This is a genomic window from Paenibacillus agricola (assembly GCF_011440305.1).
GTDB classification, from domain to species: domain Bacteria; phylum Bacillota; class Bacilli; order Paenibacillales; family NBRC-103111; genus Paenibacillus_S; species Paenibacillus_S agricola.
The window spans coordinates 176,542-200,727 of record NZ_JAAOIW010000009.1 but is presented as its reverse complement, the minus strand read 5'-3'; the positions used below and the strand labels follow the sequence as shown (position 1 = coordinate 200,727).

The 24,186-nt window shown below is 47.5% G+C and carries 22 protein-coding genes and 1 pseudogene; all 23 read left to right on the top strand.

Going from position 1 to position 24,186, the window contains the following annotated elements:
• Positions 1 to 963, top strand: coding sequence for a Gfo/Idh/MocA family protein (locus G9U52_RS23425; protein WP_166153073.1), 963 nt, complete (start codon positions 1 to 3; stop codon positions 961 to 963).
• A 32-nt stretch (positions 964 to 995) separates the two neighbouring features.
• Entirely contained in the window at positions 996 to 1,835 is an 840-nt protein-coding gene (locus G9U52_RS23420; protein WP_166153072.1) for an HpcH/HpaI aldolase family protein, read from the top strand.
• Entirely contained in the window at positions 1,832 to 2,620 is a 789-nt protein-coding gene (locus G9U52_RS23415) for an SDR family NAD(P)-dependent oxidoreductase (RefSeq protein WP_166153071.1), read from the top strand. The genes G9U52_RS23420 and G9U52_RS23415 overlap by 4 nt, the downstream gene beginning before the upstream one ends.
• Before the next feature lie 20 nt (positions 2,621 to 2,640).
• Positions 2,641 to 3,411 (top strand): SDR family oxidoreductase, encoded by a 771-nt coding sequence (locus G9U52_RS23410; protein ID WP_166153070.1) that lies wholly within the window; start codon positions 2,641 to 2,643, stop codon positions 3,409 to 3,411.
• Positions 3,412 to 3,714: 303 nt separating this feature from the next.
• Entirely contained in the window at positions 3,715 to 5,406 is a 1,692-nt protein-coding gene (locus G9U52_RS23405; protein WP_166153069.1) for an ABC transporter substrate-binding protein, read from the top strand.
• Positions 5,407 to 5,575: 169 nt separating this feature from the next.
• Positions 5,576 to 6,532 carry an ABC transporter permease gene (locus tag G9U52_RS23400; RefSeq protein WP_166153068.1) on the top strand — a complete coding sequence of 319 codons (957 nt, stop codon included), beginning with the start codon at positions 5,576 to 5,578 and terminating at the stop codon, positions 6,530 to 6,532.
• A gap of 48 nt (positions 6,533 to 6,580) precedes the next feature.
• Complete coding sequence (locus G9U52_RS23395) at positions 6,581 to 7,441, top strand: ABC transporter permease (RefSeq protein ID WP_166153067.1); 861 nt, start codon at positions 6,581 to 6,583, stop codon at positions 7,439 to 7,441.
• A gap of 27 nt (positions 7,442 to 7,468) precedes the next feature.
• A complete protein-coding gene (locus G9U52_RS23390; RefSeq protein WP_243767510.1) occupies positions 7,469 to 8,467 on the top strand; it encodes an ABC transporter ATP-binding protein in 999 nt (332 codons plus the stop codon).
• Positions 8,468 to 8,471: 4 nt separating this feature from the next.
• Positions 8,472 to 9,509, top strand: a complete 1,038-nt coding sequence (locus G9U52_RS23385; protein ID WP_166153066.1) for an ABC transporter ATP-binding protein — start codon at positions 8,472 to 8,474, stop codon at positions 9,507 to 9,509.
• Between the two features lie 14 nt (positions 9,510 to 9,523).
• Positions 9,524 to 10,930, top strand: a complete 1,407-nt coding sequence (locus tag G9U52_RS23380) for a hypothetical protein (RefSeq protein WP_166153065.1) — start codon at positions 9,524 to 9,526, stop codon at positions 10,928 to 10,930.
• A gap of 65 nt (positions 10,931 to 10,995) precedes the next feature.
• The gene (locus G9U52_RS23375) at positions 10,996 to 12,465 is read left to right on the top strand and encodes a hypothetical protein (RefSeq protein WP_166153064.1); all 1,470 of its coding nucleotides are present in this window, start codon (positions 10,996 to 10,998) and stop codon (positions 12,463 to 12,465) included.
• A complete protein-coding gene (locus tag G9U52_RS23370; protein WP_166153063.1) occupies positions 12,458 to 13,546 on the top strand; it encodes a Gfo/Idh/MocA family protein in 1,089 nt (362 codons plus the stop codon). Before G9U52_RS23375 ends, G9U52_RS23370 begins: the two co-directional genes overlap by 8 nt.
• Before the next feature lie 17 nt (positions 13,547 to 13,563).
• The gene (locus G9U52_RS23365) at positions 13,564 to 14,628 is read left to right on the top strand and encodes a Gfo/Idh/MocA family protein (protein ID WP_166153062.1); all 1,065 of its coding nucleotides are present in this window, start codon (positions 13,564 to 13,566) and stop codon (positions 14,626 to 14,628) included.
• A complete protein-coding gene (locus G9U52_RS23360) occupies positions 14,625 to 15,782 on the top strand; it encodes a trans-sulfuration enzyme family protein (protein ID WP_166153061.1) in 1,158 nt (385 codons plus the stop codon). The genes G9U52_RS23365 and G9U52_RS23360 overlap by 4 nt, the downstream gene beginning before the upstream one ends.
• A 69-nt stretch (positions 15,783 to 15,851) precedes the next feature.
• Positions 15,852 to 16,808 (top strand): dihydrodipicolinate synthase family protein, encoded by a 957-nt coding sequence (locus tag G9U52_RS23355; RefSeq protein WP_166153060.1) that lies wholly within the window; start codon positions 15,852 to 15,854, stop codon positions 16,806 to 16,808.
• Positions 16,805 to 18,133, top strand: coding sequence for an aspartate aminotransferase family protein (locus G9U52_RS23350; RefSeq protein ID WP_166153059.1), 1,329 nt, complete (start codon positions 16,805 to 16,807; stop codon positions 18,131 to 18,133). The genes G9U52_RS23355 and G9U52_RS23350 overlap by 4 nt, the downstream gene beginning before the upstream one ends.
• 3 nt (positions 18,134 to 18,136) lie before the next feature.
• The gene (locus G9U52_RS23345) at positions 18,137 to 18,532 is read left to right on the top strand and encodes a RidA family protein (protein WP_166153058.1); all 396 of its coding nucleotides are present in this window, start codon (positions 18,137 to 18,139) and stop codon (positions 18,530 to 18,532) included.
• Positions 18,533 to 18,558: 26 nt separating this feature from the next.
• A complete protein-coding gene (thrC, locus tag G9U52_RS23340) occupies positions 18,559 to 19,689 on the top strand; it encodes a threonine synthase (protein WP_166153057.1) in 1,131 nt (376 codons plus the stop codon).
• Positions 19,686 to 20,420, top strand: a complete 735-nt coding sequence (locus tag G9U52_RS23335; protein WP_166153056.1) for an MBL fold metallo-hydrolase — start codon at positions 19,686 to 19,688, stop codon at positions 20,418 to 20,420. The genes thrC and G9U52_RS23335 overlap by 4 nt, the downstream gene beginning before the upstream one ends.
• A 29-nt stretch (positions 20,421 to 20,449) precedes the next feature.
• Complete coding sequence (locus tag G9U52_RS23330; RefSeq protein ID WP_207953158.1) at positions 20,450 to 21,250, top strand: SDR family NAD(P)-dependent oxidoreductase; 801 nt, start codon at positions 20,450 to 20,452, stop codon at positions 21,248 to 21,250.
• A 15-nt stretch (positions 21,251 to 21,265) separates the two neighbouring features.
• Positions 21,266 to 22,276 (top strand): succinylglutamate desuccinylase/aspartoacylase family protein, encoded by a 1,011-nt coding sequence (locus tag G9U52_RS23325; protein WP_166153055.1) that lies wholly within the window; start codon positions 21,266 to 21,268, stop codon positions 22,274 to 22,276.
• Between the two features lie 141 nt (positions 22,277 to 22,417).
• A pseudogene (locus G9U52_RS41775) lies at positions 22,418 to 22,586 on the top strand (recombinase family protein); the annotation flags it as partial.
• 250 nt (positions 22,587 to 22,836) lie between these two features.
• Entirely contained in the window at positions 22,837 to 24,069 is a 1,233-nt protein-coding gene (locus G9U52_RS23320; RefSeq protein WP_166153054.1) for a cytochrome P450, read from the top strand.
• Positions 24,070 to 24,186 lie beyond the last annotated feature (117 nt).

Below are 24,186 nucleotides of genomic sequence, written 5' to 3'. Positions count from 1 at the left end.
ATGAGCAAGCCCATAGTAGAGCGTCATACGATCCGTCTTGCCATGCTTGGGATGGTGGAAGGTAACGGCCACCCTTATTCATGGAGTGCCATGTTCAATGGTTACGATCCAGGGGAAATGAGCCAGTGTCCATATCCCGGCATACCGGCATACTTAGATAAAGAACCGAAGCTTACATTGCGCATTCCCGGTGCGATCGTCACTCATATTTGGACAGATGATCCGTCGGATGCGGAGAAGGTATCCCGTGCAGCTCAAATACCACATATCGTAGAACGCCCAGAGGATGTAATCGGACAGGTGGACGCGGTCATTATTTCAACGGACATAGGACACGAGCATGTTGAGAGAGCAAAGCCGTTCGTTGAGGCTGGGCTGCCGGTATTCATTGACAAACCGATGGTCGATAATGAGAAGGACCTGCTTGTCTTTCACGAGTGGGTTAAGCAGGGAAAGCCCATTCTGTCATCGAGCTGCATGCGCTACAGCAAAGAATTCATCCCGTATCATCGTTCCATCCATAACTTGGGTGAGCTTCGCTTTGCCAGTATAACTACAGCGAAATCATGGGAACGATACGGTATCCATGCTCTGGAAGGCATCTATCCCATCGTGGGTCCAGGCTTCGAATCGGTACGCAATACGGGGTCACCCGATAGGAACATCGTGCATCTCAAACATGGTAACGGTTTTGACGTCGTCGTTGTCGCCACTAAGGATATGGTTGGTGGGTTTGGTCTATTACAGCTAATCGGAACGTCTGGACATACCTTTGTACCCTTTCAGGACACGTATTATTCGTTCAAAACTCAGCTCACCAGCTTTATCGATTATTTGAGGACCGGCCAGCGTCCATTCCCGTTTGAGCATACAGTGGAACTGATGAAGCTCGTCATTGCCGGTATCCTTAGCCGTGAGGAAGGGGGACGCGAAGTTTACCTATCGGAAATTGCGCCTTACTGACACGAACAAACAACCAAAAGGAGGGAAGTTTCATGCAGGGAAGAACGTATGCCATGCGTCCGAGTCGTGTACTCCGCAAGCTAAGAGCAGGAAAGGTTGCGCTGTGCACCAAGCTAAATTTATCGGATGCCCGGGGGGCTGAGATCGCCGCCATGTCCGGCTTCGATTGCATTTGGACCGACATGGAGCATGTCGGGAATGACTGGTCGTCTGTGGAAAAGCAGATCATGGCCGGTAAAATGTATGACGTTGACACAATTGTCCGCGTTGCGCGTGGCAGTTACAGTGACTACATAAGGCCATATGAAATGGACGCGACGTCCATTATGGTTCCTCATATAATGAGCCTAAAAGATGCTAAGGCCGTCGTACGCAGCACGAAGTTCCATCCGCTTGGGTTAAGACCGGTTGACGGTGGCAATGCGGACGGAGCGTATTGCCATATCGAATTCATGGATTACATCCGTCAAGCGAATGAGGAGCGGTTTAACGTGCTCCAGATTGAGGACGTCGAAGCGCTCGAGGAGTTAGAGGAAATCATCGCACTCCCTGGATTGGACATGATATTCTTCGGTCCAGGCGATTTTTCCCAATCAATCGGAGCTCCCGGGCAAATGAATCATCCCCTGCTCATAGAGACACGAAAGCAAATCGCAGAGCTTTCAATCAAGCACAACAAGTATGCCGGAACCGTAGGCAGTATTGACAACTATGCCGAATTGGTCGATATGGGTTACCGATTCATCAGCGTTGGGGCTGATGTGATTGCTCTTGGTCAGTATTATCGGGGTATTGTGGACGAAATCGAAAAACGGGTCAGCGGACGAATCCAAAGTGTGTATGCAGAAAGCGGCAAGGAGGGTGAGGTATGAACATGAATGTGATGGATTTCTTTACATTAAAGGACAAGGTGGCTATCGTAACCGGCGGATCAGGGCTATACGGACGTCAGATCACCACCGCCCTCTCGCAAGCTGGAGCCAAGACATACATTACCACTCGCGACAAAAGTAAGCTGCGTGAGTTGGAGCAAAGCTTTGCGCAAGACGGTACGAAGGTAAGCGCCTTATCTCTTGACCTCGAATATGAGGAGTCTATTCTGGAGCTGCGGGATCGGGTGATGCGAGATAGCGGGCGCATCGACGTGCTCGTCAACAATGCGGTGGCACGTACGATGACTAGCTGGAACGATCCGCTCGATGCTTTTGCTAGAAGCATGCATATTAACGCCACGGGTCTCTTCGCCATCACCCGTGTGTTCGGCGACATTATGGCAGAGCAGGGCGGCGGTTCCATCATCAACATCGGCTCCATTCAGGGAATGGTCGGCGCAGATGCAACTTTGTATAAGGACATGGGATTTCACGGAATGGTGCCCGACTATTTCTTCCATAAGGGTGGTATGCTCAACTTTACACGATTCGTCGCGAGCTATTATGGAGAGAAAAACATTCGCTGCAACTGCCTGAGTCCGGGAGGGCTCGCTTCGCAACGAACGCCAGAGCTTTTTGTAGACCGTTACAGTGAACGTACATTCTTAGGTCGTATGGCCAATGAAACCGATTTGATGGGAAGTATCGTCTTTCTAGCTTCAGACGCTTCACTTTATGTGTCAGGCGTTAACCTACCCGTAGACGGTGGATATACCGCGAAATAACGTTAGGATTGGAGGTTATCATGTTCAAACCTTTATTTTCATTAGAAAATAAGACGGTTGTCATAACTGGGGGCAACGGTTATTTGGGTAGCGCGATAGTACGGGGGCTATCCGAGTTTGGCGCTACGGTCATTGTGGCCGACTTGACCGTTCGGGAATTCGAGTTGGACCGGGTATACGGAATCGAGTGTGACGTTTCAGAAACAGATTCCATCCGCAGCATGTTACGGATGGCAGCCGAACGGACAGGGCGGATAGACGTTCTGATCAACTGCGCGAGCTACGGAGCTGGCTATGGGCCTGCCGGTACCGTCGAGAACATGTCTGACTACGATTGGCAAAAAGGGGTTGACGGTGCCCTGGGCACAACTTTTCGATGTACGAGGGAAGTTGTACCGTATATGGAAGCGGGAGGCGGAGGAAGCATCGTCAACTTCTCGTCTATGTATGGGGTCGTTTCGCCTGATCCCTCTGTTTACGGCGACAGTGGGGCCAATAATCCAGCCAATTACGGTGCCGGCAAGGCTGGAGTCATTCAGTTCACCAAGTATTGTGCGGCCCACCTCGCGGCCAAAGGTATCCGGGTTAACTGCGTGACCCCAGGACCCTTCCCGAATCCCCAGATACAGACGAACGCTTCATTTCTTCAGGAGCTCAGTCGAAAGACGATGATAGGCCGCGTAGGAAGGGCGGAGGAAATCGTAGGTGCTGTTCTGCTATTGGCTTCTGAAGCTGCAGGGTATATGACCGGTTCAAATATTACCGTCGACGGGGGTTGGACGGCGTGGTAACACAGGAGGGAGTACCGCATCGATATATCGGTGTAGGATAGAACCAAGCAACTTATCGGTAAAGGTTGCTTGGTTTTTTCTTGTACATATCATTATAAAACGATGGTTTTAATTTATGGCTGGACAAGGTATAAACCCATCATAACCATCATATAGTGACATCAGAAGGTCCTAAGTTACCGAAAGGCTTGATGAAACCGCCATACTCATGTTTTTCTTTCACTGTTTATGTCATATCGTTAGCGGTTGCATACAGCCCTCGGCAATGCCGGGAGCTAGCTCTATATTCAGGGGAGGTTTGACATGAAAAAAGCATTGGTACTACTAATGTCACTCGTGTTCTTCGCAAGCATCATTATTGCTTGTACCAAATCGGACACCCCAAGCTCAAGTTCGGTCCCGAACGAGAGCCCAAAGGCTACCGTACCAGTTAGCCCGAGCCCAAGCGCACCTGCGGTAACGGTTCCTGCAGCTACTGGGGAAAAGGTGTTTTTGGTGGCTGGTGGCCCGGATGATAAGTTTGGGGCTGCTTGGGCCGATTACGGCGGTTTTTTCAAAACAAACCTGTTCCGAAGGCTGCTTGTCCTCAACGAAAAAGTAGAGCCGGTTGGGAAGGATCTCGCGAAGGAATTTACTGTTTCTCCAGACGGCCTGACCTACACATTCACACTCAGGGATGACGTTAAATGGCATGATGGGGTAAAGTTTACAGCCGATGACGTTAAATGGAGTTTGGGAATGGCCCTTAAATCGGCTTCCATCAACGCAGTTTTCTCCGGTGCGTTCATTAAGATCGCTGGCGCAGACGATTGGAAGACAGGCAAGGCGACCGATTTGAAAGGTGTCACCATTGAGGGTAGTAAGGTAACCATTCAATTGACCGAACCAGTAGGCGTATTCCAACTCGTCATGGCCCAATGGCCTCCTTACCCGAAGCATCTGCTTGAAAAAGAGGATCCGTCTAAGCTGCATCTTTCCTCCTTTTGGGAGAAGCCGATCGGGAACGGCGCCTACATGCTGACTGAAGTACAGCCCAATAACTATGCCGTCATGGAGATTTTCAAAGATTATTACGGACCTAAGCCAAAAATCGAGAAGATTAAGCTGCAGACTATGACAGAAGATAAGATTGTCACGAAGTCTCAGGCCAACCAACTTGATTACATGCAGGTCATGAGCTTGGATCAAGTAAATGAAGCGCTTAAAAACCCTGCGTACAAAGCCTATCCCGTTGATATATTTTTCGATCGATACCTACAGGCCAATATGACGGGATCAGATGGAAAAGGCAACAAGAAAATTGCTGATTTAAAGATTCGCCAAGCTCTGCTTTACGCGATCGACCGTAAGGCTTTGGCTGATAAGCTCTTCAAGGGTCAGGCAGAGCTGCTCGAAACCAAAATCCCAACGAAAATGCCCGAATTTAACCAGAATGTGGTCAAATACGCATTTGATGCTGCGAAAGCGAAGCAGCTTTTGAACGAAGCCAACTTTGACTTTAATCAAACTATCAAGCTTCAGTACTACTATACCGATCAGCAATCCGTTGACCTCATCGATACCATCAAATATTACTGGGAGCAGATTGGTGTGAAAGTTGAAGCCTCGCTCATGAAGGGAAACCTGCTGGAGCTTATATACACCAAGAGAGACTATGATTTCCTCTATGCCGGCTTATCAGCGATGTCGTTGGAGGAGGCATATGGTCTTTTCCACACCGATAGTCCTCTCGGTATGCAGGTATTGGGCGGCGCCAAGGACAAGTGGGATCCGCTTATCAACGACTTGAGACGAGAGTCCGATCCGCAGAAGCGAAAGGCAGCCGTTGGCAAGCTTCAAGAAATGGAAAGCCAGTTCCTGTGGCATATGCCGCTCTTCTCGATTAAGCAGTATATACTTGTCAATGAAGCTAGATTGAAAACGTCTAAAATTTTCGGAAATGAGTGGACCAACTACGATCGAAAACAGCAGGACTGGGAGCTCTTAGTAAAATAGTACGATCAACCCATACCATGCACGGTAAAGCACAGCTGCGCCAAACGCCTTACCGTGCATGGTATGCCTAAATGACGATAGTTGATCGAAAGAAACGGACGAAATTAGATTGTAATTGTTACAGCTTCGCAATAAGTTTCACCGGTATGCTTATCGAGGAGAGGATCCCATGCTTAAATATTTTACCTTCCGGTTTTTATCTATCATTCCCATGCTCTTTCTCGTCATCGTCATTATCTTTATCGGCCTTCAGCTGACTCCCGGTGATCCGCTGACCTATTTAATTCCTCCGGAGATATTGAGCTCAGCTAACTTCGATATAGCGGCATACAAGAAAGCTATGGGCCTCGACGCCCCCGTATATATTCAGTTTATCCGTTGGTTCACTGACCTTCTACAGGGTAAGCTGGGTTACAGTCTGGTTGACGGAAGCGATATTACCAAGATGATCTCGAATCGACTCCCGGCCACTCTCCAATTGGCTGCTGCTGCGTTGTTCATATCGTCTGTTCTCGGTATTTCGCTTGGGCTGTTGTCGTCCATCAAACAGAATTCGGCCGCAGACTACGGGAATACGGTTATAGGCATCATTGGGATCTCGATCCCGGAATTTTTCATAGGCATTATCGGGATCCAAATCTTTGCTATTAAACTGGGCTGGCTCCCTGTAGGTGGACAATATGAATACGCGGATTCAGGCTTATTGGACAGGTTACGGCATTTGCTCCTGCCCTCCCTTGTACTAGGATTCTCACTGACAGCTGCTCTCATGCGATATACTCGCGGTACCATGCTGGACGTCCTCGGAAAAGAATACGTAAAGACGGCACGTAGCAAAGGGCTACCCGAGTGGAAGGTCAATATCAAGCACGCCTTCCGCAACGCCCTGATGCCGGTTGTGCTGCTGCTTTGTTTCCGACTTCCTCTCTTAATTGGAGGTACGGTAATCATTGAAAGTGTCTTCGGTTGGCCCGGAATGGGGGGGATGATCCTGAACGCCGTGTCGGCCAAGGACTACCCAGTAGTCATGATCGCTACAATGATGACTGCGTGTATGGTGCTTTTTGCCAGCTTCCTCGTCGACTTATTGACCGCCTTGCTTGACCCTAGGGTTCGGTTCGAATGATCTCTGATACAACAAGGAACAAACAAGGCAGGAAGGAGAGGTGCCTATATGGGGACAAGAGCTGTAAGAACCAGTTTAGCTCTTCGCAATTGGGAAAAGCTGAGCAGAAACAAGCTGGCGATGGTAGGATTCGCAATAATCGCGATAATGATCATTAGTGCGATTCTTGCTCCCGTTCTTTCAGTATACAAACCTGACGAGATCGATCTCGCTAACCGGCTTAAGCCACCATCCGGTGATCATTTACTTGGGACGGATAAGCTCGGTCGCGATGTGTTTTCCAGAATCTTATACGGTGCACGCATATCCATTCTTATCGGCTTGAGCGGTGCCCTAGGTGGTGCGCTAATCGGAACCATATTCGGTTGCTTTAGCGGTTACCTCGGCGGTTGGTTCGATAAAGTCATGCTTCGTATTTCTGAAATATTCATGACTTTTCCGCAAATCATTCTCATTCTTTTACTTGTTGTTTTCATAGGACAGGGTCTTTTCAATCTGATACTAATTTTCTCAATAACCGGATGGACGGGAACTTATCGGCTCGTACGAGGTAGATTCCTATCGCTCCGCGAGGAAAACTATGTGGATGCGTGCCGTGCGTTCGGAATCGGAGAGCTCTCCATCATGTTTCGGCATATTCTCCCCAACACGCTGAGCCCCGTTATCGTTACGGTCACTCTCTCATCGGCAGGGTACATTTTGGCAGAATCGGGACTGAGCTTTCTGGGTCTGGGTGTACCATCCGGAATTCCTACTTGGGGTAACATCATTAACGCAGCAAAAGCTATAGATGTCATCCGAAACAATCCCTGGTTATGGCTTCCTCCGGGTCTTGCCATCTCGCTTTTCGTTATGGGCGTCAACTTCTTCGGGGACGGTCTTCGTGACGTTCTTGACCCTAACCAATAATTCGATAAGTAAGGGGAGGCTTATAACTTGAATGTCGAGAATGACCTGATTTTGAAGGTTGACAATTTGCATACCCAATTTGATATGGGCAGACGTGTCGTCAAAGCCGTGAACGGCGTTTCATTTAGTGTCAAGAAAGGCCGGACGCTTGGCGTTGTCGGAGAGAGTGGCTGCGGAAAAAGCGTCACGGCCCACTCCATTTTGCAGCTTCTGCCGAAGCTCGGCAACATAACAGACGGCAGTATAACGTATTACGCTGATAACGAGGAGATCATTCTCAGTAAGCTAAAGAAAAATGGCAGCGCTATTCGTTCCATCCGAGGCAAGGAGATTAGTATGATCTTCCAGGACCCGATGGCCTCACTTAATCCAGTTTACACGATTGGCAATCAAATTTGCGAAAATCTACTTCAACATGAGCGAATTTCGAAGAAAGAAGCCATGGATCGCGCGGTGGATATTCTGACGCTTCTTGGGATTCCGAAAGCTTCCTCCCGGATCATGGACTATCCCCATCAGTTCAGCGGTGGGATGAAGCAGAGAGCTATCATCGCCATGGCCATGATATGTAATCCCAAACTTGTCATAGCCGACGAACCGACAACAGCGCTCGACGTGACCATTCAAGCTCAAATTCTCGAGTTAATGAAAGAAATGCAAAATAAATATGGTACCTCGATCATTCTGATTACCCATAACATGGGGATCGTAGCTGATATGGCCGATGACATTGCTGTCATGTACATGGGGCGAATCGTGGAGTTTGGTACGGTTCGTCAGGTTCTCGGTTCACCACAGCATCCGTATACTAAAGCACTGCTAAACTCCGTTCCTGTACTGGGTATCGGGAAAAATGAGCGTTTGGAGACGATCCGTGGTAACACGCCAGACCCGTCTGATATGCCTGATGGCTGTGAATTTGCACCAAGGTGCGACTTTGCAACTGAACAGTGTACAACGGTGCCGTTGGAAACCGATTTGGGAGACGGTCACCGTGTAAGATGCTGGAATTGCAATGGAGGCTAATAACATGAAAGACAATCACCCCAATACCAATGAGATTATTCTCGATATTAAGAACATGAAGAAATATTATCCGGTCTACAAGGGATTGTTCAAAAAGGTAGAAAACCATGTCAAGGCAGTGGACGATGTCAGTCTGTTCGTGAGAAGGGGCGAAACGCTTGGCTTGGTCGGCGAAAGCGGCTGCGGCAAGACGACGCTTGGCAAATGTATCGTTCGTCTTCAATCGCCCACCTCAGGGGAAATGCGATATCGGTTCGATAACGGCGATATGCGGGATATTCTCACTTTGGATAAACAAGAAAGCTTTAGTGTCCACAAGAAAATCCAGATTGTTTTTCAGGATCCATATTCTTCCTTGAACCCGGTTAAAACCATCTATGACTCTTTCGAAGAGCCGCTTCGTATCCACGGCATGGGCAGTAAAGCCCAAAGAAAAGAAATCATCGTGCAGCTTCTTGAATCGGTTAATCTGCGTGCAGATTATATGTACCGCTATCCACACGAGTTTTCAGGTGGTCAGCGACAGCGGATCTGCATCGCAAGGGCGCTTTGCATCAGGCCCGAATTGATGGTTTGCGATGAACCGGTGTCGGCGCTCGACGTCTCGATCCAGGCACAGGTCTTGAATCTGATGAAGGACTTGCAGCAGCAGATGAATCTGACGTACATCTTTATCGCGCACGATCTAAGCGTAGTCGAGTACATGAGCGACAGGATCGCCGTTATGTATCTTGGTCAAGTGGTCGAATTGGCGAGCTCGGACAGTCTCTATTATTCACCGCGGCACCCTTATACCGAAGCTCTGCTTTCGGCTGTACCCATTCCCGAGCTTGACAAGAAGAAAGAAAGAATTGTACTCAAGGGCGACGTTCCAAGCCCGATTGATCCCCCGCAAGGATGCCGATTCCACCCAAGATGTGAGAAGTGTCAGGCTATCTGCAGGGTAGAAGCTCCTGTGCTTCGTAGGGTCGCGGGCACGGAAGATCACTTTGTGGCTTGCCATCTCGTCGATACATTGCCGATAGAACTGACATTACAATAGAAGGAGAGTATCCCATGAGCGATAAGAAAAAACAAGCAGCATTGCAAATAGGCAAACGCATAGAAATGTTTGTTGACGACTACCTGATCGACCGTATGGAGAAGGCCTACCTGAAGCTGACTCCACCAGAGAAAAAAGAAATCGTTCTAAGGATGGAGAAGCCTTGGGAAGGACCAGGCAGCGGCATTTATTCCTGTGTATTCAAAGACAAGGATACATTCAAAATGTATTATCGGGGAACCTTCGACAACAGCTCTGATCAATCACAAGGCCAATCTTGCTGTTATGTCGAGAGTACCGATGGGATTCATTGGGAGCGACCTGAGCTTGGTATTCATCAATTTGACGGTTCATCTGCAAACAATATCGTGATGCTTGGGCATATCGCGCACAATTTCAGTCCCTTTATCGACCAGCGCCCGGGATGCGCCCCCCATGAGAAATACAAGGCCGTGGCCGGATATGCTCCGGAAGGATTATTTGCCTTCGTATCGGAGGACGGGCTGCATTTCAAGCCGTTTAGAGAAGAGCCGATTATTAGGAAAGGCGCATTCGATTCCCATAACCTTGTTTTTTGGGACCCTAACCATAACTGTTATATGTGTTATTCCAGATACTTCGCCTCCAACCAGGAGCCAAATATCGAGGCGCCTAGAGACTCGGCCATCTTCTTGGGAGTCAGAGCCATCCAGAATTGCACATCCAATGACTTCGAGAACTGGACGAAGCCTGAGCCAAATGTTTACGACAAGGGAGTTCCTTTAGAACATTTCTACACCAACGCCACGATCCCATGTCCGGGGGCCGAGCATACCTACTTATCGTTTCCGATGAGGTTTATGCCGGAGAGGAATAAGGTAACTGAACACGAAAAGGTCGGCGTCTCTGACAATGTGTTCATGTCTAGCCGAGACGGCTTTAAATGGAATCGCCCCTTCCTTGAGGCATGGATAAGACCGGGTCTTGACTTCAAAAACTGGACTCAGCGAAGTCTAATTCCCGCATGGGGTATTCTGGAGACCTCACCTGAGGAATTTTCTATGTATATCAATGAACACTATTATTGGGGTGATTCCTATATTAGAAGGGTAACGGTTCCACGACACCGGTTTGCCTCGGTACACGGTGATTATTCGGGTGCCGTATTTACGACCAAGCCGATCATGGTGGAAGGCGATTCACTATTTATCAACTTTGCTACCTCTGCACCAGGTTCGGTTCGAGTGGGAATCATCGACGAAACAGGCTGGCCGGCGGCATATTACAGCGCTGAGGACTGCGATGTCATATATGGAGATGAACTCGACTGCAAGGTCTCATGGCGCGGGGATTCCGACTTGACCCCATTTGCCGGCAAGGTGGTGCGCCTAAAGTTTGAGCTTAAGGATGCAGATATTTACGCTCTGCGTTTTGGCAGCTGACCAAAGAATATTGAGCGCTATGTCCCATACGCTCGATATCGGTAACCAATTGAAGGAGGAGCTACATGGGGAACTTGAGTAATAACGTTAAATTCACTTTTTTTGATAACCGAACCTATGAATACATGTTTGGGTTCAAGCGTGAATTGGGACAGGCGAAAAAGTACGAGGGCAACCCTATTCTTGAAGCCGAGCTGCCACACGAATTCAAACGAGTTCATTACTATGGTACGGCTATTTATGATGAGGATGAATTGATCTACAAAACATGGTATTCCACTCACTACTATGGTCCCGCTTTTGGTGAATCCGATCCGCAGGCCTATGCTTATCTCAATTACGCCTATTCGAATGATGGCATTCACTATATCAAACCTGAGCTTGATATCGTGCCCGGGACCAACATTGTATTGGACGACGATCACAAGACCCATGGACCCACCGTTATCAAAGATTATTTGGAGAAAGACCCTGATAAGAGATATAAGCTCGCCATGTCCCCTTACACCAAGGGTTGTTCTATATTCCTCTATGCATCACCCGACGGCCTTCATTGGAAGCCGATATTCGACAAGCCCGTTATAGAGGTGTATAGCGACTGCCATACCGGATTCTACCGTGATCCTGAGTCGGGTATGTACCGCCTGTCGTTCCGCACACGATGTCCTGACAGACGGGTGTGGGTCTCGGAAAGTTCGAATCTCTCCAACTGGACGAAACCGATTCTAGCCATCGAGCCAGATCAACTTGACTCTTGTAACACCCAGTTTTACGGGATGCAGATGACTCCTTACGGTGCCTATACGATGGGGGTAATCTCCATGTATGATACCTACAATTATGAAGTCGATCCCAAATTCAACAAGATGGCAGGAACGATGGACATTCAATTAGCCTACAGCAGGGACGGCTTTTGCTGGCACCGGGCTATGCAGGGAAGGAAGATGATCGCCCTCGGCGCCGAAGAGGAATGGGACTCCAAGTGCATAATGCCTTCTTCGACGATTATCTATAGGCCTGAGAGAATGTTGTTCTACTATTCGGCAGCACCCGTCGACCATTCAGGATTCAGTTTAATTCCTTATGAGGAAATTCCCAAAGAGAGCATCGGTCTGGCCACCCTTCGTCCGGATGGATTTGTTTATTTGCAAGCGACGCATGATTGGTGTGAGCTTATGACAAGACCATTCGCCGTTGAAAACCCTGAGCTCTATATCAACGCTGCTGCTTCTGACGGCATTGTTAAGGTAGCGGTCTGCACGACGTCGGGGAAGGCGATTGAGGGGTTCTCCTTTGATGATTGTGTGCCCTTCAGCGGCGACAGCACAGCTGTCAAGGTTCAATGGAAGGGTAACCCCAATTTTGGCAAGCTTGAGCGAGAAGTGATTAGGATAAAAATACGGGCTATGAACGCCAATGTGTATTCATTCTTCTTCCCCCATGGTGAAGATGTAGGTGAATATTGGAAATTCAAGGAGGTCTCTTGTCTGAATCCCTTGAAGTTCGACATTCAGGAGGATTCCGACCATGGATAAGGTGCGGTTCGGCATCGTCGGCTGCGGGTATTTCGGCTCGGGACTGTCTAGAATTTTGCACCGGATGGAAAGATCGGAAGTGACAGCGGTTTATGGGGGAAGCCGATCACAGTTGCTTGCGGAAGAATTACAGTGTAATTGGATGGAATCCCTTGAAGAGCTGATGGAGAGCGACAGGGTAGATGCCGTTATCGTGACGACCCCAAGCCATCTTCATCGGGACCCGGTCATCTTGGCTGCCCGACACGGCAAACACGTCTTTTGCGAAAAGCCCGTCACACTTAAACATAAGGATTGCGAGGACATGATTGAAGCATGCAAGAAGGCGAACGTCCTCCTGATGGCAGGACATATTTATTATTTTGTGAATGGTATTCATCAAGCGCGTCGTTGGATTCAAGACGGTGAAATCGGGAAACCGCTCGTCGTACATTCCGAACGAACGGGCTGGGAGTTTAAGCAAGAGAAGGTCAGCTGGAAGAAGAACAATGAGAGTTCCGGTGGACACTTGTTCCATCATATACATGAGCTTGATTTCCTGCAAACGATCATGGGGCCAGCCAAAACAGTTAGCATGGCAGGCGGCAACCTGGCCCATAACGGGGAAGGCTACGGAAATGAAGAGGATATCCTTCTGCTTACTCTGCAATTCGAGGGTGGAGCCTTAGGAAGTATGCAGTACGGCTCGGGCTTCCGCTGGGGTGAGCACTACATCAAGATCAACGGCACGGAAGGTGCCATTCTCATTGATTTCAAGAAATCAAAGGTTTATTTGAGGAACAACAAACCGCCCATTGAACATTTACTCCACAGCTCCGTAGAAGAAGACGAAGAGCGAGCGCAATATTATCGGGATGCAGATGGCGGGATAGCTTACGGGAAAAGCACAACGGATCAGTCAGGGTTTTTAACACGGCTGATGGAATTGGAAATGAAGGCATTTCGGGATGCCGTGATGGGGATTCCGGTAGAGGAGCATTTGAAATCATTATTTGACGGCTCAGCGGCTCGATCTTCTGTGGCTACGGCTGAGGCTGCTTTAACATCTTTAAGAGAGCAACGGTGGATCCAGTTAAATTGAAAGAAGGATGGTTTACGATGGATATAACGTCAAAGGCTGAGGCTCCAGTTCAAGCGGCGGTAATCGGACTCGGCAATATTGGATTGCTGTACGATATTCCATTAAAGGCTCAACCACAAAGCCACTCATTAGCTTATCATCTTCATCCGAAAATCGACTTAGTAGCCGCCGTCGGTGTGCGTCAAGAGCAGGGGGACACACTGGCACTAGTCGCACCAAGAACCGAATTTTACTTAGATCTGGTCGCTATGCTTAGGAACCACCGGCTGGATATTATCAGTATCTGCACACCTTCTGACGTCCGTTTCGATTTGTTAAAGACCGTGCTCGAGAATTCCTCCGCTAGAGTTATTTTCCTTGAGAAACCAGTAGCAACGAGCATCCATGAAGCAGAGAAAATCGCAGCATTGGCGCAAAGCTACAACCGCACTTTACTCGTCAATCTTTCCAGAAGGTGGAGCGATGGGGTGGTCCAGATCCGAGAGGCGGTTCGAACCGAGCAGTACGGTAAGCTGAAGAAAATTCATTTGCGTTATACAAGAGGCATTTTCAATTACGGCTCACACTTATTTGATTTGGTTCGTTTTGTATCGGGATCGATAGATCAAGTGAGAGTCATTGAGCAAGTCCCGACAAACCTGGATGCAAGGGAGGATTGGACTTATTCCTTTCTATTTTCATTGGCAAGTGGCGGGATTGCGGGTTATGCAGAGGCTTTTGATGACAGAGACTTTCTTATTTTCGAAATGGATTTGTATTTTGAACAAGGTAAGATTGAAATGCTTAACAGCGGAGATAAGATCCGCTATTATGCCACAGAGGCACACCCCATGCTTGCAGGTATCAAGAGCTTAGTTTTGGAGCATCAGGAAGATAATCTGCTTCATCAATCAAGTAATATTCAGAATGCAGTAGATCACCTAGTAGACGTCCTAACAAAGGGTGCGAAACCGATTAGCACATTAGAGGACGGCATTTACCCGCTCTACGTGGCAGAAGCTTTGATGAAATCGCATCGGAATAACGGGTCTGTCGAAAAGGTAAGAAATAACAAGAACAGTGGAGATGGGAGGGCACTATGAGGGATATTTATACAAGAGCCCAACATATTGTAACTAAAATCGACGAAGATACAGACGTGTTTGGGGGTGCTGTCATTCCTCCCACTTTCGAGAATACGATTTATCGTTATCCGGATTTTGACACGGTAGTGGAAACGAATAAGGGTGCGATCTCACGTTATTCATACGGGAAAAATCGGAACCCTACAACGGATGCTCTGGAGAGTAAGCTTGCGGCCCTTGAAAAAGGAGAAGCTTCGAGGTGCTTTGCCTCTGGCACAGCTGCCATTTACACGACGCTCTTGAGCATTTTAAATCAAGATAGTCATGTTATCACGATTAACAACGTATACGGTCGAGTGTCCGATTTCTTGAGAAATGTTTTTGCGAAATTTGGGGTTGAGAGTACTTTTGTTCCTGGAGATCAATTGGAGGACTTTTCAAACGCAATTCAAGCAAATACGAAGCTTATCTATCTAGAAAGCCCGACTTCCTGGCATTTTGAATTGCAGGATATTCGTACAATTATGGAACTTGCCAAAAAACACAATCTCAAGGTGGTCATGGATAATACGTGGGCGACTCCAATCTTTCAAAATCCTCTGGAATATGGTGTCGATGCCGTCATTCATTCCGCCTCTAAATATTTGGGGGGACATAGCGATCTAGTTGCTGGAGTTGTAGTCGCTTCCCGTGAGTTCATTGCAAACCTTCCTCAAATCGGGGCGGTTTTATCACCATATGAATCCAATAAGTTACTAAAGGGGCTGCGCACATTGCCTCTACGTATGGAAAGACACGAGAATAATGCAAATATTATTGCTGACTATTTAGATAAGGAGCATAAAATCAGTGTTGTGCACTATCCGGGTCTACATAGCTTTCGACAATATGAATTGGCTGTACAACAAATGAAGGGCTGCAGCGGATTGATGTCCTTTGAGCTTGAATCAGATAAGGAAGGGGTTAAGAGATTCATCAATTCTTTGAGGCATATTTCAATTGGAGGGAGCTGGGGCGGATTTGAAAGTGTCATTTATGCAGCTGCCATGTCGGGGGAAGACAAAGAATTGGAAAGTCGAGGATTCGGTATAACCCAAGTCCGTCTTTCTGTAGGATTGGAAGATTCCACTACCCTGCTGGAAGACATTCACGGTGCTCTCCAGAGCGTTTGAGTTTGCAGGATGGGCAATGATTACCGGATATGCATTAAATGTAAGTACTACACCATAAGGAGAATGCACATGAAAGATTACTCGCTATCCAAATACTCGGGGATTATTCCCGCAATGACTTCCTGCTATAATGCTGCAGGTGAAATCGACATAACGGCGACTCGGAAAATGACCCGTTTTCTAATCGACAAAGGAGTTAACGGACTTTATATCGGAGGAAGCTCGGGGGAAGGACTCATCCAAAGTGTAGACGAGCGCAAACAGATGCTGGAAGCTGTATTGGAAGAAGCGAACGGGGAAATAGTCATCATCGGGCATATCGGGGCTATTAACACAAAGGACAGCATAGAGCTTGCCATTCATGCGGAGCAAGCCGGAGCTGATGCCATTTCGGCAGTCCCCCCTTTTTATTATCGATGCAGCGACAACGGAGTACAGCGGCATTGGAATGCAATCATGGAATCCTGCAGTCTTCCCTTTATCATTTATCATATTCCTTCAACCACAGGCTTTAGTTTAACCCCGGTATTATTACGTGAAATGATTAAAAATCCCCAAGTGATCGGTGTGAAGATATCGACATCCAGCAGTTATGAGCTTCAACAATTTAAGGCAATAGGCGGAAAAGACTTCCTGATATTTAACGGACCGGATGAACAATTCATTGCCGGAAGAATTATGGGTGCTTCTGCGGGGATCGGAGGAACATACGGGGTCATGCCGGAATTATTCGTAAAACTGGAGCAATTGTTCCGGGAGCGACGACTGGAAGAGGCAACCTTGCTGCAGGGAAAGATCAATGACATTATTACTTTGCTTCTCGCCCTTCCTATCCATGGTGCACTAAAGGAGATTATTAAGCTGCGCGGGATCGACTGCGGTGGAGTAAGAGCTCCGCTCGAGATGGTTTCTGCAGATCAGCAACAAGCAATAATCCATATTCATCAAAAAATAATGAGTTATATACAGGAATATGAGGGAGAAATACAGCAGGAGCATCATCTTATTCAGGAGGGACAGGAATGAAAACTTACAATGTTTCGGAAAGCAAATTTGCAGAGTCCAAGAAGTACTTGTCCGGAGGGGTATCAAGCTCTCTTAGAGCTTCAATGAAGCCTGTCCCTATCTTTGCAGAATCCGCTTCCGGGACACAGATCCGGGATGTGGATGGTAATGAATATATTGATTATATGCTTGCCTATGGACCATTAATTTTGGGTCATTCTCACCCTGTATTGATGCAGCGTATTGTCGAGTCCATGCAAGTGGGGTTCACATACGGAATACAGCACGAAGGTGAAATTGAATTAGCGAGGCTGCTCACGGAAGTTCTTCCGGCGGCAGAACAGGTTGCATTTAGCGGCTCTGGTACAGAGGCGGTTATGCTTGCCCTCAGATTGGCAAAGGCCTATACAGGGAAGAGGAAGGTTGTTCGGTTTCATGGGCATTACCATGGTTGGTCGGACTCCATATTTACATCGTTCCCAAGCTCGGATATGAGCCAAAAACCGTTATTCGAGCATGAGTCGGACGTTCCGCCGGGAACTGCTGGTCAAAGTGAGGGTAGTTTGCAGGATGTGCTTTTACTACCATGGAATGAACCAGAGCTTCTGGAGCAAGTGCTTCGTACGCACCACCAAGATATTGCAGCTGTTATTACAGAGCCCATTATGTGTAATTCCGGATGTATCATGCCATTACCAGGTTATTTGGAAAATATGCGTAAATGGACGAAGGCGTTAGGAATAGTCCTCATATTTGATGAAGTGATTACTGGCTTTCGTCTCAGTAACGGAGGAGCTCATGGGAAGTTCGGCATTATTCCGGATTTGGTCACGGTCGGTAAGGCGCTTGGGGGTGGGATTGCCATCAGCGCAGTGGGAGGATCCAGATCTATCATGGAGCTTGTGGAGAGTGCAAAAGTAAGCCATTTGGGTACACTGAACGGAAATCGTGTGTCGACTACCGCCGCAATAACAACGATCCGAGAATTGTCCAAGAATAACGGTCACTTATATCAACAAATGGAAGCAACAGCCGGGAAGCTAGCGGAAGGCATCCGTTCCCTGTTTCGAAAGCATGACATCCCCGGGCTTGTGAATCAACCGGGTCCTATGTTTCATGTAATGTTTACAGAATTGACTGAGGTGAATCATTTTGATCACTTCCAAAAAAGGGATGCGGATGCATACACCCGTTTTGCCGAGCTATTAATGGAGGAGGGCGTACTGGTACGTCCAAATGGGCTGTGGTACGTGTCAGCGGTTCATTCCGATCGTGAGGTCGATGAGACACTAAAAGCAATTGATCGGGTTCTAGAACAATTACCCAACCATGAAAGGAAGATTTAAATCATGTCAAATGCTATTCAAGTTCCTCAAGCTCCGCAATTTTCGCTGCCATTTTCGCATGCCGTACGTGCAGGAGACTTTGTGTATGTTTCGGGACAAGTAGGTGTAGACCCTGTCATCGGTGAAATTAGTGGACCAACCATTGAAGAACAGACACGCCAATGCTTGCGCAATATTGAAATCATATTGGAGGCCGTAGGCCTTACCTTGGATCATGTCATCAAATCAAACGCTTATGTAAGTCGCAAAGAGGATTTTCCCGGATATAACCAAGCCTATTCGGAAATGTTTAACCAGCCTTATCCCACGCGTACAACAGCTCCTGTCGATTTGGGCGCTTATCTTGTGGAAATTGATGTGATCGCTTACGCGCCGGAGAAACGAACAAGACTTGAATAGGATTACAGTTAAGGGGATGAAGTGCATTGAAAGACTGGTTAAGCTCTATCAGCAGTCATAAACGAGGCATCTGGCGTTACGAGTCTATGCTCCCACACATTCGTCCTGATAAGCAAATTACGATGGGTGAAGGGGGAACCGCCTTGGTACGAAGCCAGCATATAGCTAAGGAGCTGGGTTTGTCCTCCATCTATTTTAAGCTGGAGTCGGGAAACCCGACGGGTTCCTACAAGGACAGAATCTCCGCAATGGGCGTCTCATGGGCTTTAGAGCAGGGTAAGAACGGCTGTATCGGCACATCGTCCGGAAATGCCGGAGCATCGGCGGCGGCCTATGCGGCCAGGGCAGGATTGCCTTACCATCTCTTCGTTCTCGAAGACATTGTTGAAGCTAAATTGATGCAGGCCGTGATTCACGAAGCGGAAATCATTAGGATCAAAGGCTTTGGAGAAAGCGCGGAAATCGGTGAGCAGGTTTTTGCTTTCATCGAGCAAGAAGCTGCAAAGCGAAACCTTGAAGTCATGATCACTGCATATCAATTCAATGCTGTTGCCATGGAAGCGGTCAAGACGATAGCCTTTGAGCTTGCCGAAGACTTTACCGCCACAGGTGAACCGATGCCTGACGCGGTATTTGTGCCAGTCGGTGGAGGTGGATTATATACGGGGATTTGGAACGGGTTCTTTGAGCTCATGGAAAAAGGATTTATCGGAAGAATGCCCAGGATGGCGGCTGTGCAATCTGACGGCTGTTCCAATATTGTCCGCGCTTGGCAGCAAGGGAGCGCAAGCCCTTTGCCTGGAGACTCGACTTGTCGCATTTCTGGCTTGCAGGTTCCCAATCCTCCGGATGGCAAAGAGGTCTTGAGGGCCTTGCACGCGGGCGACGGTTTTGGAATCGAAGTTAAAGACGACGAGGTATGGATGTGGCAGGAGAAGCTTGCTACCCAAGAGGGCATCTTGTGCGAGCCTGCAGCCGCTGTTTCACTAGCCGGATTACATCAAGCCCTTAAGGAGAAACGACTACAGCCAGGTTCATCAGCCGTGTGCATCCTGACGGGCGCTGGATACAAGGACAATGATCGCCTTAGGGCAATCTGCCGCAGCAAACCCGAAATTCCTATGTGCGAAATTTCCGAGTTAAGCGGATTAGCATGAGGCTTACGGACCAGCTCTATCTTATCGGCAGCGGCGCTCTTGGATCCAGCCTTACGGATATTTACGATTGCAATGTGTATTTGATTGACACAGGCGGTTCGGTCTTGCTGATTGATAGTGGTGCTGGGATTCGCCCAGAGTTGATAACTGCCGAAATGAAAAAAGATGGGTTTGAGCCCGAGAGAATCTCGCATCTGATCGTGACGCACGCACACGCTGATCATTCTGGCGGAGCCGCTGCCTTGCAGCGAATGACGGGGGCTCGGATTATATGCTCAACGGCCACAGCCTATATCATGCAAAGCGGCGACGAAGCTGCCGTTTCATTGCCGCAAGCGCGACGGGTCGGCATGTATCCCCCGGATTACAAGCTAAATGCATTTCATCCTTCCATAGAAGTTCACCATGGTAACAAGCTTCAAGTAGGCAACTTGACTTTCGAAATTATTGAAACCCCGGGACACAGCGCAGATATGATTTCCTGCTACATACCCGAATTGAAGGTCATGTTTTGCAGTGATGTCCTGTTTGAAGGCGGGAAAATTGCTATGCAAGTGGCGCCGGATTTTTCGATGTTTGAATTGGCTAACAGTGTGAGGGTCTTGTCTGGTTATGAGGTGGAACAGTTACTTCCTGGGCATTTGTCGCCCGTTATGAGTAATGGAAGCTTGCTGATCGAACAAGTCAAGCATACATTTGATGCTTTAAAAATTCCGCCAAATATCGTTTGAGTTCCGTGATTTCAGGGAGGTAGCGCACAATGAACACGCTGGAGATGTTCGGTCTGGACGGACAGGTCGCGATTGTAACGGGTGGATCAGGCGTGTATGGCCAGTTTCTATGCCAAGGACTTTGTGAAGCAGGGGCGCTTGTTATTGTTGCCGGAAATGAGCTTGATACCTGCGAACAATTTGTAAATCAGCTCAGACAAGCTGGACATCTGGCTGTAGCCATGTTCCTGGATTTAAGTAATGAGCCTTCCATTAATAACCTTGCAAAAAATGTTATAGAACAATACGGTAGAATCGATACGCTGGTGAATTGCGCAGTTTCAAGAATCGGGAATGCAAGTCTTGAGGAAGTAACGGCAGCGGGATGGGTAGCAGCAGAGAACGTAAACGGAACCGGTACCATGCTGATGACGAAAGCGGTCGTCCCGCATATGCGTCAGCAAGGCAAAGGCAGTATCATCAATATTTCCTCCACCATGGGTGTGGTCGGTCCCTATTTTCCGATGTATGAACTAGACGGCATCGTCAGCGGCATTGAATACACATATACGAAATTCGGCATCATGGGTATGACCAAATGGCTGGCTAGCTACTACGGTAGATACAATATTAGGGTGAACTCCATCAGTCCTGGCGGCAATAATATAAAAGGCACCAAAGATGAAATCCGTTCACAAGCCGTGATTGACAGCTATCTGGCGCTTACGCCCATGAATCGGTTTGCCGATGAGAATGATTTGAAAGGTCCTGTTGTTTTTCTCGCATCTGATGCTGCTAAATATGTGACCGGCCAGAACTTGATCGTTGATGGCGGATACACGAGCTGGTAAGGGGGTATCAAGTAAATGCCGAATTCAGAGACTTTTGATTTTCAAACCTACGATAGTAAGCTGTTGAGGACTGGTCTTAAAAAGAGTGTTCTATTGAGATTTGATGAATCCGAACAGAGTGGTCTCTTCCCCGTCAATACGGTCAAAGGAAGCGAGGAAGGCCCCACGCTGCTCGTATTGGCGGCGGTACACGGTGACGAATATGAAGGCGTCAGGGCACTGATCGAATTGTACCGGAATCTACAGGCAAACGATATCAGAGGCACTTTAATTATGGTTCCTGTTGCCAACGTTTCTTCCTATTATTCTGGAAATCGCACCACGCTTGTTGACGGTTTAAATTTGGCCCGTGTGTTCCCCGGCAGCTTGAACGGCACCTTTACTGAGCGGCTCGCCTTTGCCTTAAACCATACCTTGATCGCGAAAGCAGACTTTTTGCTTGATCTTCACAGCGGTGGGACTCACTATGCGATGCCGCTGATGGTTGGGTATTATGAGAACGACAGCACGGAGTGCGGCCGCAAATCAAAAGCAGCTGCTGAAGCCTTCGGTATCGAAGTGATATGGGGCCACGAAGAGGTGGCTCCCGGTAGGACGGTAAGCACGGCGACAGATTGCGGTATCCCTTGGCTCTATATCGAAGGCTACGGTGGACGTCGGATCCGTGATTACGAATATAAGCATTATTATGAGGGTACGCTTCGCCTCTTGAAGCATATGGGCATGCTCATCACGCCAGAGAACTGGATACGCGACGAGCCGCTCGCATTGAAGTACCGTTTTCTCGGTGACGGAGATTTGGACAAAGCACCTGTGGCCGAACAAGACGGATTCTTTGTGCCGGCCGTTAAGCTGCTGGACAAAGTGGACAAAGGGCAAACGATCGGCATGATTTACGATTGGTTTGGCGATGAGCTTCAAGTTGTGCGTTCCCACCAGGACGGCTATGTCATGATGCTGAGGGAAGTCCCTTATACCTTGAAAGGTGAAGGGTTATTTACTATTGCTAATCACCAGATCATTTAGGTGTTCTACTGTAAGAAATCCGAGAAACCCATCATCGATTAATAGGTAGCCCTTCGGGGCTTTTTCGTGCATTACGTGACCTTTTATAAATTCTATTTTACTTAATTTTTATACATGTTATTTGTATAACAAAGTTCAACCGATGCACTGGATAGGTTGGGCCGCGATTATGACGGGATCATTGCAGAATGGAAATACATTACGCGGGAGGTAAAAGTGGATATCGTTTGTTTGGATAACGAAACGTTGTTTGATTCTAGGAAGTTTCCGGACAATGGGTGATTTCGAAAAATTGATGGTGCATTCGTTCGGGTGTATCAGGAATGGAAATCCGGTTTGATTACGGCCACGTTGGCCATGAAACAGTTGGATATGAAGCATCGAACGTTTTATAGGCGCGTAAAATTTATCGGTTACCGATACTCAACTAAGGGAGGATAATGCAATGATATCTGACGTAGGAGCCTCCAGCTATTGCTCTGCATTTTTGGAACCTTATACGAATAAAACTCACTTAATTAGCCATAATATACCCAAATAATATAAATGGAGGAAAATATGTGGATAATGCGGTATATTCATCGTCTGAGATAACGGATTTTAAAACTAAATCCGAACATTTTTTTCCATTAGCTTGGTATAAGAAAATGCTGGAGGAGCATCCGGTTTATTATCATGCAGGCACGGACACTTGGAATGTTTTCAAATACGAAGACGTTAAGAGAGTGCTGACAGACTATGCATTATTTTCGAGTGTTCGCCAACGTACCCTTGTCAGTGCCGGATCTGGAACAGAGGAAGGGACTTTCCCAGAACGTCTAAATATCCATGATAGTGACCCGCCTGAACACCGTAAGTCACGTTCCTTGCTTTCGGCAGCTTTCACGCCTAGAAGCCTACAAGCATGGGAACCACGTATTGAACAGGTAGTGAATGATTTGATAAGCGAGATGGAAGATAAGACGGAGATAGATATTGTCAAAGATTTTACAACCCCCCTACCGATCATAATAATGGCCGAGTTACTTGGGGTTCCGCATAAAGACAAACTGCTTTTTAAGAAATGGGTCGACATTTTGTTCATGCCGTTCCATAAGGAAAATGTTGAAGAAGTTAATCAACAGAAAGGGAAGGCAGCAAAGGAGTTTTTTAGTTATTTGCATCCTTTCGTTGTCGAAAAAAGAACGCAACTTTCAGACGACATTATTTCTGATTTGATTCAAGCTGAATTCGAGGGAGACAAGTTAACGGATGAAGACATTGTTAAAGTAACTATGTTTATTCTTGGGGCGGGCATAGAAACAACCAGTCACTTGTTAGCTAATTCATTCTACTCCTTGTTGTATGACGATCCTAAACTTTACGATGAATTAAGAAGCAACATCAACCTCGTGCCTAATTTTGTTGAGGAGATGCTCCGTTACCGTTTTCAAATTAGCAAAATGGACCGTACAGTGAAGGAAGATAACAATGTCTTAGGTGTTGATTTAAAGAAAGGTGATGTGGTGGTTGCTTGGATGAGTGCAGCAAACATGGATAAGGATGTCTTTGACGATCCATTTACATTAAACATCCACCGTAAAAACAACAATCGGCATCAATCGTTTAGCAACGGGCCGCATATCTGCCTCGGTGCACCTCTAGCGAGAATGGAAGCTAACAAAGCTTTTAAAATTTTTATCGAAACATTCTCTCACATTGAACCTGTTCCTGGGTTCGATTTGGAGAAGAATTTGCAGCTCGCAGCTGCTGGCCAAACCTTATCGAGCTTACCACTGAAGGTCCGCCGTTAGGACACGAACCCCGTATATAGCAATTACGGGGTTAATTACTTCTAGAACAGACCACCTCGAAGCAAATCGGTTCAAAACCAGGACGGACGTTGATCCGAGTTCCGGGAAGCCTAGCTT